Genomic DNA, 10,683 nt, shown 5'->3' with positions numbered 1-10,683 from the left:
AATTCTTCAAAGGTCGGATCCTGAACTTCGGTTCAGGGTCCGACCTTTTTACGTTCCTCTTAACGTGTCGTTCACGTTGCGCGCCGAGCATCCACCACATGGGTACTGCTGCAATGCTCAGGGCCGCCGGCGTCGGAGTCGGTGACGAGGTCGTCGTACCGGCCTTCGGGAACGTCGAAGTTGCCGAGGCCGTGACCCTGGCGGGTGCACTCCCGGTGTTCGCCGACATAGACCCGGTGACGTACTGCCTTGCCCCCGAAGCTGTCGAGTCAGTCGTAACTCCCCGTACAGCCGCGGTCGTTGTCGTACACCGCTTTGGACGGTGGGCCGATCTCGGGCGGCTGCGCGCGCTCGGGCAGCGGCACGAGCTGCTGGTGCTGGAGCAGGGCGAGTCCGAGGCGCCGTACGACGAGATAGCCCAGCGTAGAGAGCGCGCCGCCTATCTCGACACCAAGCTCAAGGGCGTCGGCACGCCGGACGGCGGTGACGGGCACACGTATCAGCAGTACGTCGTGCGGGTGCCGGGGAACGGTCGGCCGGACCGGGACGCCTTCGCCATGGCTTTGCGGGCCAAGGGAGTTGACTGCCGGGTGCCGGTCAAGACACCCGTGCACCGGCTGCCGGAGTTCCGCCGATGCGTGTCCCTGCCGGAGACCGAGCGTGCCGCCGACCAGACGCTGGCGCTGCCCGTGGACGCCTCGCTCACCAAGCGGGAGATGCAGCGGATCGTCTCCGCGTGCAACGCGCTCGGGGGACTGCTGCAGCCCGCCTACTGAGCGGGCTCCGAACGAATTTGGGAACTCCGCCCTGCACGGGGTACAGTTTCTTTGTCGCCGCGAGGGAAACTTCGAAAGCGACAGGCCCCTATAGCTCAGTCGGTAGAGCGTCTCCATGGTAAGGAGAAGGTCAACGGTTCGATTCCGTTTGGGGGCTCCAGCAAAAAGGCCTCACCCTTTCGGGTGGGGCCTTTTTCGTTGTCTCACGCCTCCTTGTGGATGCCCGGGACGCGCATCGCCAGGATCGCCATGTCGTCCGACGGGGCGTCCGAGGCGAAGCGTTCCACGGCGCGCATGATGCGCGCGGCGACCGCTCCGGCGGTCAGCCCCGTGCAGGTGGTGAGGACGTCGGCGAGGCCGTCGTCGCCCAGCATGCGCGTGCCCTCGCGGCGTTCGGTGACACCGTCCGTGACGCACAGCAGTACGTCACCGGGATCGAGGGTGACCGTCTCCTCGTGCAGTTCCAGGTCCTCGATCACGCCCAGCAGCGGCTGCGGTTCGGCCGCGGGTGTCACCGTGCCGTCCTGGCGCAGGCGCAGCGGGAGCGGGTGGCCGGCGCAGACCACCTTCAGCTCGGCGCTGCCGTCCTCCTGCGGGCGCATCTCGCCGTAGAGGAGGGTCAGGAAGCGGCTGCGGTCGCCCTCGTCGAGGATCGCGGAGTTCAGGCGCTGCAGGACCGCGGGTCCGGGCAGGCCCTCGCGGGCCAGCAGGCGCAGGGCGTGCCGGGCGAGGCCGGTGACCGCCGCCGCGTTCGGGCCCGTACCGCAGACGTCGCCGATGGCGAAGCCGTAGGCGCCGTTGCCGATGGGGAAGAGGTCGTAGAAGTCGCCACCCACCTCGTTGCCCTCGCCGGCCGCGCGGTAGATGACCTCCACCTCGACGCCGTCGATGTGCGGGGTGCCGGGTGGGAGCAGGCTGCGCTGGAGGGCCTGGCTGATGGCCGTGCGCTCCGAGTACAGGCGGGCGTTGTCCAGGGCGAGGGCGGCCCGGCGGGACAAGTCTTCGGCCAGTTCCAGAATCTCCTGGCGGAAGTGTTCGTCGGTGGGCTTGCCGAGGACGAGCATGCCGATGACGCGGTTGCGGGCGACGAGCGGCAGGACGACCGTCTCGCCGCCGACCGCGGAGGCCGTGGCGAGGGTGGGGCCGATGCCCGCGGCGACCCGGTGCGTGGGGCCGCCGGCGAGGCCGAGGCTGCGCATGGAGGTGCGCAGGGCCGCCTGGTGGGCCACCTCGGCGGGGACGGTCCACACACGGGCGCCGGGGGTGGGTACCGGGTCCGGCGGGGCGATCTTCGAGAGCAACGACTTGATGCCGTCGATGAGTTCCTCGTCCTCGTGCAGGACGTAGGACAGATACGGCTCGGAGGCCTGGTCGGCGATCGTGTAGACGGCGCACCAGGTGGCGAGGGTCGGGACCGTCATCTGGGCCATCAGGGCCAGGGTCTGGTCGCGGTCCAGGGTGCCGGCCAGCAGGTCGGAGGCCTCGACCAGGAAGCTCAGGGAGCCGCGGCGCAGGCGCTCCAGCTCGCCCAGGCGGGCCGATTCGACGGCGAGCGCGATGCGGTCGGCGGCGAACTGCAGGCGCAGCGCCTCCTCGTTGGAGTACCGGCCGGGTGCCTCGGCCGCGACGCCGAGGGAGCCGGTGAGCCTCCCCTCGACCTTCAGCGGGACCGTGACGACCGAGCGCATGCCGGTGCCGGACAGCAGCGGTACGGCTCCGGGTACGGCGGTGAGGTCGTCGTGGACAGCGGGCATGCGCGCGGAGCCGTAGCGGCCGGGGCCGGCCTCGACGGGCACGCGCGCGAAGCGCTGGCGGGCGGAGGGCAGGCCGGTGGAGGCGCGGACCTCCAGCTCGGTCTCGTCGTCGGTGGCCAGCAGCAGGAACGCGGAGTCGGCGTCGAGCATGTCGCGGGCGCGCTCCACCGTGCGCTGCAGCAGGCCGTCGAGGTCGTCGGGGGCGGGGGAGCCGATGAACACCTCGAAGGGGTCGGTGTTCGGCCCGTCGGTGCTCTGGGCCTGGTCGCCGGCCGGGACGCGCGGCGGGCTCTGGAGCACGGCGCGCTCGTGGTCGCGGACCAGGAGGCAGACGGTGGAGGGTTCGCCGCCGGTGTCGCGGACCCTGAGGTGGGAGGCGTACACCGGGGCCACCCGGCCGTCGGCGCCGCGGATGCCGTAGCTGCCCTCCCAGCGGGAGAGCTGGAGGGCCTCGGCCACACCGGTGCTGGTGCCCGGGGTGTGCGGCCAGGCCGCCAGTTCGGTGAGGGGCCGGCCGATGATTTCGGCGGCGGCGTAGCCGAAGAGTTCCTCGGCGTCCTCGTTCCAGGAGATGAGGGCGCCCTTGCGGTCGACCTGGAGCACCGCGACGCGGACCCGGCCGTCGGCGACCGGGAGCAGGTCGGCGGGGAGGGACGGGCCGGCGGTGCGGGTGCCGACCGGGCGTTCGGGGAGGTTGAGCTGGAACCAGACGTTCTTGTGGGTGGGTGTGTAGTCGACACCCCAGCGGGTGGCCAGGGCCGCGCACAGCTGCAGCCCGCGCCCGCCCTCGCGGTCGGGGCTGCCCATCGTGGCGGTGGAGTTCTGCAGGGGCACCTCGCGCTCGGGGTAGCGGTCGGCGACCTCGATGCGCACGCCGTCCTCGGCGCGCAGGCAGAGCACGTCCGCGTGGGTGCCCGCGTGTACGACCGCGTTGGTCACCAGTTCGCTGGTGAGGACGACGGCGTCGTCGACGACGTCGGCGAATCCCCAGCCCTGAAGGGTGTCGCGGACGAAGGACCGGGCGGTCGCGACCGATCGCCCGACAGGTTCGAAGGTGGCGGCCGCGCGCGGTGATCACAGAACTCCTCGGCCGGTTGTCGACGTGCAGGGCTGCGTGGCCGGCCGGGTCGTGCCGCTGCTGTGGCATCAGCTCGCCCGTCGGCTGTGGCTCCGGGGTGGGTCCCCCGGGGATGACTCCGGTGGTCATGGTCTGCGGCTGCCCCTCCGATGCCCGCTCGTTCTCGTGCCACCGCCCAGGCCGGTCGGACCGGTGCGGCTGGACAGCCGCATGCAAGGTTACTTACCTTCGCCGTCCGAGCGGATGCCGGTCGCCGGTGTTTACCCCCCAGGGTGTGCGGACGATGTGCGAAGCTGCCGAACTGTTATGGCCTGGTTCGGGCAGGGTGAAACACTGGGCAGGCTTCTGATGAAGGTCGGGTCGGGTTGCGTGTGTTCCGTGTACGGCGGGCAGCAACCCCTGGTGTGGCCGGATCTCGTCTGGCAGAAATACGCAGCAGTAACGGGTACGCGGAAGTATCCGGTATGCCGGTGATCGGCAGGCCGGACCGAAGCGGCCGAGCACGGCAGTAGCGGTCTACCCCTCCGGGAGGGACACAGTGGAGTCTGGCGCGGCGACGCGTGGTACGAAGACGCGCGCGAAAGGCGGACCGTCCCTGGGCAGGCGCGGGAGTACCACCGCCGTGGACACGGCTGCCCTGAACCGGCTGCTGGCGGCTCTCGTGGCGATGCGCGACGGGAACTTCCGCAAGCGGCTGACGGTCTCCGGGGACGGCGTGATGTCGGAGATCGCGGCCGTCTTCAACGAGGTGGCCGACCGGAACCTGCATCTGACGGGCGAGCTGTCCCGGGTGCGGCGCATGGTGGGACGTGAGGGAAAGCTCACGGAACGGCTGGAGGCGGGGGCCTGCGAGGGCTCCTGGGCGTCCGCGATCGACGCCTCCAACGCGCTGGTCGACGATCTCGTCTGGCCGGTCTCGGAGGTCGGCCGGGTGCTCACGGCGGTCGCCGAGGGCGATCTGTCGCCGCGGATGGAGCTGCGGACGCAGGCGCCGGACGAGGGCACCGGGCATCCCTTGCGGGGCGAGTTCCTGAAGGTCGGCCGTACCGTCAACAACCTGGTCGACCAGTTGTCGACGTTCACGGACGAGGTCACGCGCGTGGCCAGCGAGGTCGGCACCGAGGGCAAGCTCGGCGGGCAGGCCAGGGTGCGCGGTATGTCGGGTTCGTGGAAGGACCTGACCGACTCCGTCAACACCATGGCGAATCGGCTGACGGCGCAGGTGCGCGACATCGCGCTGGTGACGACCGCGGTCGCGCGCGGTGATCTGTCACGCAAGGTCACCGTGCATGTGGCCGGCGAGATGCTGGAGCTGAAGAACACCGTCAACACGATGGTGGAGCAGTTGTCGTCCTTCTCCGTCGAGGTCACGCGGGTGGCCCGGGAGGTGGGCACCGAGGGCATCCTGGGCGGTCAGGCCCAGGTGCCTGGTGTGGCCGGTGTGTGGAAGGAGCTGACCGACTCCGTCAACACGATGGCGGGCAACCTGACCGCACAGGTGCGCGGGATCTCGCAGGTCACGACAGCTGTGGCCAACGGTGACCTGTCGCAGAAGGTGACGGTGCCGGCGCGCGGCGAGGTGGCGCAGCTGGCCGAGACGATCAATCAGATGACCGAGACGCTGCGGATCTTCGCGGACGAGGTCACGCGTGTCGCGAACGAGGTCGGCGCGGAGGGGCGGCTCGGCGGCCAGGCGAACGTGCCCGGGGCCGCCGGTACGTGGAAGGACCTGACGGACTCCGTCAACACGGTGTTCAGGAACCTGACCATTCAGGTGCGTGACATCGCCACCGTGACGACCGCGGTGGCGAGCGGTGACCTGTCGCAGAAGGTCACGGTCGACGTGGCGGGCGAGATGCTGGAGCTGAAGAACACCGTCAACGGGATGGTGGACCAGCTGTCGGCGTTCGGTGCCGAGGTGACGCGGGTCGCGCGGGAGATCGGTGTCGAGGGTGAGCTGGGCGGCCAGGCGCAGGTGCCGGGCGCGGCCGGGGCCTGGAAGGACCTGACGGACTCCGTCAACACCGCGTTCCGCAACCTGACGGGGCAGGTGCGCAACATCGCCCAGGTGACCACGGCGGTGGCCAACGGCGACCTCTCCCAGAAGGTCACCGTGGACGTCTCCGGCGAGATGCTCCAGCTGAAGAACACCGTGAACACGATGGTGGACCAGCTGTCGAGCTTCGCCGACCAGGTCACGCGGATGGCCAGGGACGTGGGTACGGAGGGCCGGCTGGGCGGTCAGGCCCGGGTGGACGGTGTGTCGGGCACATGGAAGGAGTTGACGGACTCCGTCAACTTCATGGCCGGCAACCTGACGTCCCAGGTGCGGCAGATCGCCCAGGTGACGACGGCCGTGGCGCGCGGTGACCTGTCGCAGAAGATCGACGTCGATGCGCGCGGCGAGATCCTCGAACTGAAGAACACCATCAACACGATGGTCGATCAGCTGTCCGCCTTCGCCGACCAGGTGACCCGGGTCGCGCGTGACGTGGGTACGGAAGGCCGGCTCGGCGGTCAGGCGCAGGTGCCGGGTGTGGCGGGTGTGTGGCGCGACCTGACGGACTCCGTGAACGGCATGGCCGGCAACCTCACCGCGCAGGTCCGCAACATCGCGCAGGTCGCCACCGCGGTGGCGCGCGGTGACCTCTCCCAGAAGATCACCGTGGATGCGCGCGGGGAGATCCTGGAGCTGAAGAACACGCTGAACACGATGGTGGACCAGCTGTCGTCGTTCGCCCAGGAGGTCACGCGTGTGGCCCGTGAGGTGGGCACGGAGGGCATCCTCGGCGGTCAGGCCGAGGTCCAGGGTGTCTCGGGCACCTGGAAGGACCTCACGCAGTCCGTGAACTTCATGGCGAACAACCTGACCATCCAGGTGCGCAACATCGCCGAGGTGACGACGGCGGTCGCCAAGGGCGATCTGTCGAAGAAGATCACCGTTGACGCGAAGGGCGAGATCCTCGAGCTGGTCACGACGGTCAACACGATGGTCGACCAGCTGTCCAGCTTCGCCGAGCAGGTGACCCGGGTGGCCCGCGAGGTGGGCACCGAGGGCATCCTGGGCGGCCAGGCGCACGTGACGGGCGCCACCGGCATCTGGAAGGACCTCAGCGACAACGTCAACCTGATGGCCAACAACCTGACCCTGCAGGTGCGGAACATCTCCCAGGTGGCCGCGGCCGTCGCCAACGGTGACCTGACCCGGCAGGTGACGATCGAGGCGCGCGGTGAGGTCGCGCAGCTCGCCGACACGATCAACATCATGGTGAAGACGCTGAGTTCGTTCGCCGACCAGGTCACCAAGGTGGCCCGTGAGGTGGGCACGGACGGCATCCTGGGCGGTCAGGCGCACGTGCCGGGTGTGGCCGGCACCTGGAAGGACCTCACCGAGTCCGTGAACCAGATGGCGTCCAACCTGACCGGCCAGGTGCGCAACATCGCCATGGTCACCACGGCCATCGCCAAGGGCGACTTGACGAAGAAGATCGACATCGACGCCCGCGGTGAGATCCTCGAGCTGAAGACGACGATCAACACGATGGTCGATCAGCTGTCCAGTTTTGCCGAGGAGGTCACCCGCGTGGCCCGCGAGGTGGGCACCGAGGGGCAGCTGGGCGGCCAGGCACGCGTGCGTGACGTCGACGGCACATGGCGGGACCTCACCGAGTCCGTGAACGAGATGGCCGGGAACCTGACCCGGCAGGTGCGTGCCATCGCGCGCGTGGCGACCGCGGTGACCCGTGGCGACCTGAACCTGAAGATCGACGTGGACGCGTCCGGCGAGATCCAGGAACTGCAGGACTACATCAACAAGATGATCGCCAACCTGCGTGACACCACGATCGCCAACGAGGAGCAGGACTGGCTCAAGGGCAATCTCGCCCGTATCTCGGCGCTGATGCAGGGACGCCGGGACCTGGAGGACGTGGCCTCGCTGATCATGAGCGAGCTGACGCCGGTGGTCACCGCGCAGCACGGCGCGTTCTTCGTGGCGATGCCCCTCATGGAGGGCAAGGACGCCGGCCGCGGCGAGGAGAACTACGAACTGCGCATGCTGGGTTCGTACGGCTACTCCATGGGCTCCATGCCGACGTCGTTCCGGCCCGGTGAGGCGCTGATCGGCACGGCCGCCGAGGAGAAGCGCACGATCCTCGTGGAGCGGGCGCCCAGCGGCTATCTGAAGATCTCCTCCGGGCTCGGCGAGGCTCCGCCCGCGCAGGTGATCGTGCTGCCGGTGCTGTTCGAGGGCAAGGTGCTCGGTGTGATCGAGCTGGCCTCCTTCACGCCGTTCACGCAGATCCAGAAGGACTTCCTCAACCAGATCGCCGAGATGATCGCGACCAGCGTCAACACCATCTCGGTCAACACCAAGACCGAGCAGCTGCTGAAGCAGTCGCAGGAGCTGACCGAGCAACTGCGGGAGCGGTCGGCCGAGTTGGAGAACCGGCAGAAGGCGCTGCAGGCCTCCAACGCGGAACTGGAGGACAAGGCCGAGCTGCTGGCCCGACAGAACCGGGACATCGAGGTCAAGAACACCGAGATCGAGGAGGCCCGACAGGTCCTGGAGGAGCGCGCCGAGCAGCTCGCGGTGTCGATGCGCTACAAGAGCGAGTTCCTCGCCAACATGTCGCACGAGCTGCGTACACCGCTGAACTCGCTGCTGATCCTGGCCAAGCTGCTCGCCGACAACGCCGAGGGCAATCTCTCGCCGAAGCAGGTCGAGTTCGCCGAGACCATCCACGGCGCCGGCTCGGACCTGCTTCAGCTGATCAACGACATCCTCGATCTGTCGAAGGTCGAGGCGGGCAAGATGGACGTCTCGCCGACGCGTATCGCGCTCGTGCAGCTCGTGGACTACGTGGAGGCCACGTTCCGGCCGCTGACCGCGGAGAAGGGCCTGGACCTGTCCGTACGGGTCTCTCCGGAGCTGCCCGCGACCCTGCACACCGACGAGCAGCGGCTGCTGCAGGTGCTGCGCAACCTGCTGTCGAACGCGGTGAAGTTCACGGACTCCGGCTCGGTGGAGCTGGTGATCAGGCCGTCCGGCGTGGACGTACCGGTGCGCATCCGGGAGCAGCTGCTGGAGGCCGGCTCGCTGACCGATCCGGAGGCGCCGCTGATCGCGTTCTCGGTGACGGACACCGGTATCGGCATCGCGGCCAGCAAGATGCGGGTGATCTTCGAGGCGTTCAAGCAGGCGGACGGCACGACCAGTCGCAAGTACGGCGGCACCGGCCTCGGTCTGTCGATCTCCCGGGAGATCGCGCAGCTGCTCGGCGGCGAGATCCACGCACAGAGCGAACCCGGCCGGGGCTCGACGTTCACGCTCTACCTGCCGCTGCACCCGAGCGAACTGCCCCCGCAGGGCTATCAGCAGTCCGTGCCCCAGCTGGGCGCGGGTGAGCTGCTGGCCTCCGAGGCGCAGGAGTCCCTGGAGCTGTCCGCCGTGGAGATCGAGACCCCGGCCGAGGTGAAGTCGTACCGGGAGACGCAGAACGGTCCCGCGGCGCTCTTCCGGCGCCGTCGGCGGGCGCTGCCGCGCGCCGAGCAGCGGTCCGAGCAGTGGGCGGCCGTCCCCGAGCAGGACGAGGCGCCGCAGCCCGCGCGCGCGGTGCGGTTCGGCGGCGAGAAGGTGCTGATCGTCGACGACGACATCCGCAATGTGTTCGCGCTGACCAGCGTCCTGGAGCAGCACGGTCTTTCGGTGCTGTACGCCGAGAACGGCCGGGAGGGCATCGAGGTGCTGGAGCAGCACGACGACGTGGCGGTCGTGCTGATGGACATCATGATGCCGGAGATGGACGGGTACGCGACGACCACGGCGATCCGCAGGATGCCGCAGTTCGCCGGGCTGCCGATCATCGCGCTGACGGCGAAGGCGATGAAGGGCGACCGGGAGAAGGCGATCGAGTCCGGTGCCTCGGACTATGTGACGAAGCCGGTCGACCCGGATCACCTGCTGGCCGTGATGCAGCAGTGGATGGGTGGGCAGTGACGGGATCGGCGAACCGGGATGTGAACACCTGGGGAACCCTCGGCGTGTGTCGGGAGTTGCCCACTTGAGGTGACTGCGAACGTACGACTTAAGGTGGCTGCGCACGTATGGGAATGCCGGATTCCGGGAACCATCCCGGCCCCCGCCGCGTTTCTGCTACGTGCACAGTGACATCGCGGTGACAGGGTGTGGCGACGGGCGGGGTGCGGCTACGATGACCGGCACAAGGACGGGCGGCGAAAGGGAGTCGTCCCCTGGGGCGGCGCCCGGTGTACCGCCGGGGCGAGGAGGGCGGGCCATGGTGCAGAAGGCCAAGATCCTCCTGGTCGATGACCGGCCGGAGAATCTGCTGGCGCTGGAGGCGATCCTCTCTGCGCTCGATCAGACGCTGGTGCGGGCATCGTCCGGGGAGGAAGCACTCAAGGCACTGCTCACGGACGATTTCGCGGTCATTCTGCTCGACGTCCAGATGCCTGGCATGGACGGTTTCGAGACTGCCGCGCACATCAAACGGCGTGAGCGGACTCGGGACATTCCGATCATCTTCCTCACGGCGATCAACCACGGACCGCACCACACCTTCCGGGGCTATGCGGCGGGCGCGGTCGACTACATCTCCAAGCCGTTCGACCCGTGGGTGCTGCGCGCGAAGGTCTCGGTGTTCGTCGAGCTGTACATGAAGAACTGCCAGCTGCGGGAGCAGGCGGCGCTGCTGCGGCTGCAGTTGGAGGGCGGCGGCAAGGGCGCGGTCGGCGGCAAGGAGTCCGCCGGGCTGCTCGCCGAGCTGTCCGCTCGGCTCGCCGCCGTCGAGGAGCAGGCCGAGGCGCTGTCCAAGCAGCTGGACGACGACTCGGCGGACGCGGCCGCGGTGGCCACTGCGGCTCATCTGGAGCGCAAACTCACCGGGTTGCGGCGCGCGCTCGACGCGCTGGAGCCCGGCTCCGGCCCCGGCGGCTCGACGGTGCCGGCGCAGAACTGACGCAACTGACGTAGGCCCACACGGCGGTTGCCCATGAGCGTGCGTCAGTTCCGGTCTCCGTCAGGGGCGACACGAACGGGTGAAGCTGTGGGCACACG

The 10,683-nt window shown here is 69.1% G+C and carries 3 protein-coding genes, 1 tRNA gene and 1 pseudogene; 4 read left to right on the top strand and 1 reads right to left on the bottom strand.

From position 1 onward, the window contains the following. The first annotated feature begins 113 nt into the window (after nucleotides 1-113). Both AQI95_RS34525 and AQI95_RS34520 read left to right on the top strand, forming a co-directional pair. Nucleotides 114-776, top strand: a complete 663-nt coding sequence (locus AQI95_RS34525) for a DegT/DnrJ/EryC1/StrS family aminotransferase (protein WP_067133296.1) — start codon at nucleotides 114-116, stop codon at nucleotides 774-776. Between the two features lie 84 nt (nucleotides 777-860). Further along, nucleotides 861-936: transfer RNA gene (locus AQI95_RS34520), tRNA-Thr, on the top strand. Between the two features lie 43 nt (nucleotides 937-979). On the opposite strand, the pseudogene AQI95_RS50220 reads toward AQI95_RS34520, so the two are convergent. Further along, nucleotides 980-3,737 (bottom strand): annotated as a pseudogene (locus AQI95_RS50220) (SpoIIE family protein phosphatase). A gap of 409 nt (nucleotides 3,738-4,146) precedes the next feature. Between AQI95_RS50220 and AQI95_RS34510 the strand changes: the two are divergent. Next, on the top strand, nucleotides 4,147-9,606 hold the full coding sequence (locus AQI95_RS34510) for a HAMP domain-containing protein (RefSeq protein ID WP_107121837.1): 5,460 nt from the start codon (nucleotides 4,147-4,149) through the stop codon (nucleotides 9,604-9,606). Between the two features lie 298 nt (nucleotides 9,607-9,904). After that, entirely contained in the window at nucleotides 9,905-10,585 is a 681-nt protein-coding gene (locus AQI95_RS34505) for a response regulator (RefSeq protein WP_067133290.1), read from the top strand. Nucleotides 10,586-10,683 lie beyond the last annotated feature (98 nt).

Source organism: Streptomyces yokosukanensis (assembly GCF_001514035.1).
Classification (GTDB): domain Bacteria; phylum Actinomycetota; class Actinomycetes; order Streptomycetales; family Streptomycetaceae; genus Streptomyces; species Streptomyces yokosukanensis.
Note: the sequence above shows the minus strand (reverse complement) of the source record. Positions and strands in the feature narration are given on the sequence as shown.

Excerpts from the sequence above, each read along its gene's own strand:
- AQI95_RS34525 (WP_067133296.1), top strand. The coding sequence starts at position 114 with ATGCTCAGGGCCGCCGGCGTCGGAGTCGGTGACGAGGTCGTCGTACCG.
- AQI95_RS34505 (WP_067133290.1), top strand. The coding sequence starts at position 9,905 with ATGGTGCAGAAGGCCAAGATCCTCCTGGTCGATGACCGGCCGGAGAAT.